1 protein-coding gene is annotated in these 595 nt (G+C 61.8%); it reads left to right on the top strand.

Features of this window, described 5'->3' with window-relative positions; translation table 11 throughout:
• Positions 1-324 (top strand): hypothetical protein (locus IEY81_RS24425; protein ID WP_229788134.1); only part of this gene is annotated, 324 nt, incomplete at its 5' end.
• Positions 325-595 lie beyond the last annotated feature (271 nt).

The following is a 595-nucleotide window of genomic DNA, read 5'->3' as shown; positions in this document are numbered from 1 at the left end:
GAGTTGCCAGTCACCCGAGTCGGACTCGCGTTCACGCTCTATGTGGTGAAGCCCAGCCCAGATGGGTTGCAGGTCACTAACACAAGGATCGGCCTCCAAGAGCTGCCGATCGTCCCGCCCGGCACTAAGAACGTCGAGATGAGTCTGGACATCTTGGCCTCCTTCCAGCATCTCTGGGACGCAGCGGAGAGTGCTTCAACCCGACGGCTTCGCGTCGGCATCACGTTCGTCGACGCCGGTGGTCGCCCGTGGATCCGTGAAGACGACGGCCGACTGATGGAGTCACCAGACGCCCTCACGAAACGTCGTAGACAGCTCCAATAAGGGCCTCAGGGGCGGTTGAGTCCGAACATCATCTGCTCGCAGCGGATGCAGCGCCACTGTCCTGCGTCTAGACGTCGATAGTTATTGGTCCGTTCCGAGACGCGCAGACACGGCGCAATCCGTATCTGGAGATACGTCTTACCGCCGCGTGTGACGCAGCCGCCCTGGACGACTCTCGTCAGAACCTCGAGGCGCGCAATCGGCCCGCGCCCCGATTCAGGGAACGTCCGTCTCGGGAGGCATGTATCAACTCGGCCCCTGTGGAAGGATC

Origin of the sequence: Nocardioides luteus, assembly GCF_014648595.1 — a bacterium.
Taxonomy (GTDB): domain Bacteria; phylum Actinomycetota; class Actinomycetes; order Propionibacteriales; family Nocardioidaceae; genus Nocardioides; species Nocardioides luteus.
The sequence above is the reverse complement of the archived record's forward strand: the minus strand, read 5'-3'. Positions and strand labels throughout refer to the sequence as shown.